Raw genomic sequence first — 748 nt, 5'->3', positions numbered from 1 at the left:
CTCCTCGGTCATGGCCTCGGTGCTCCAGGGGGTGCGGACCTCCTCCACCTCCACCTCCTCGGCCCCCGCCCTCTTGAGGGCCTCCACGATCTCCTCCCGGATGAGCCTGAGGGCCGGGCAGCCGGAGAAGGTGGGGCGGAAGCGCACCCTGACCCTCGTCCCCTCGGCCTCCACCCCCAGGACCATCCCCATCTCCACGATGTTGAGGACGGGGATCTCCGGGTCCTTGACCCCTTTTAGGGCCTCCCAGTACCGCGCTACCACGCCTTCGCCTCCCGGTCCCAGCGGGCCACGGACTGCATCTCGGCAAGGAGGGACCAGAGGTACTCCGTGTGCTCCGTGCGGGCTTTGGGCACGTACCCCCCTTCCGGCGGATTGAGGCCAAGGCGCTTCAGGCGGCCCGTGGCCTCCTCCAGGTAGTGGGGGAGGAGGGCTTGGAGGTCGGGGAACACCCCCGCCTCCACCAGGGCCTCCTCCCCGGGAAGGGGCTGGAAGAGCTGGCGGGCGTAGGGGAAGAGGAGGTCCAGGGCCTTCTGGGTGCGGGCGTAGGACTCCTCCGTGCCCAGGGCCAGGCGCTCCACCCAGAGGGCGGAGTGGTGGAGGTGGAAGCGCTCCTCCTTGAGGATCCTTTCCGCCACCTCCGCCAGGGGGGGGTAGGCGCTTCCCCTTAGGGCCTCCAGAAGGGTCTTCTCGTAGAGGTCAAAGAGGTACTGGCGCACCATGGTAAAGGCCCAGTCCCCCTTGGGGA

2 protein-coding genes are annotated in these 748 nt (G+C 69.0%); both read right to left on the bottom strand.

Features of this window, described 5'->3' with window-relative positions; all coding sequences use genetic code 11:
* A partial coding sequence (locus AC01Y6_RS10755; protein WP_476671526.1) for an iron-sulfur cluster assembly protein occupies positions 1–264 on the bottom strand: 264 nt, incomplete at its 3' end.
* Positions 258–748, bottom strand: a 491-nt coding sequence (gene paaC, locus AC01Y6_RS10750) for a 1,2-phenylacetyl-CoA epoxidase subunit PaaC (protein WP_476671525.1), incomplete at its 5' end; no start/stop codon positions are given. The genes AC01Y6_RS10755 and paaC, both read right to left, overlap by 7 nt.

It is taken from the genome of Thermus sp. (genome assembly GCF_056332225.1).
Note: the sequence above shows the minus strand (reverse complement) of the source record. Positions and strands in the feature narration are given on the sequence as shown.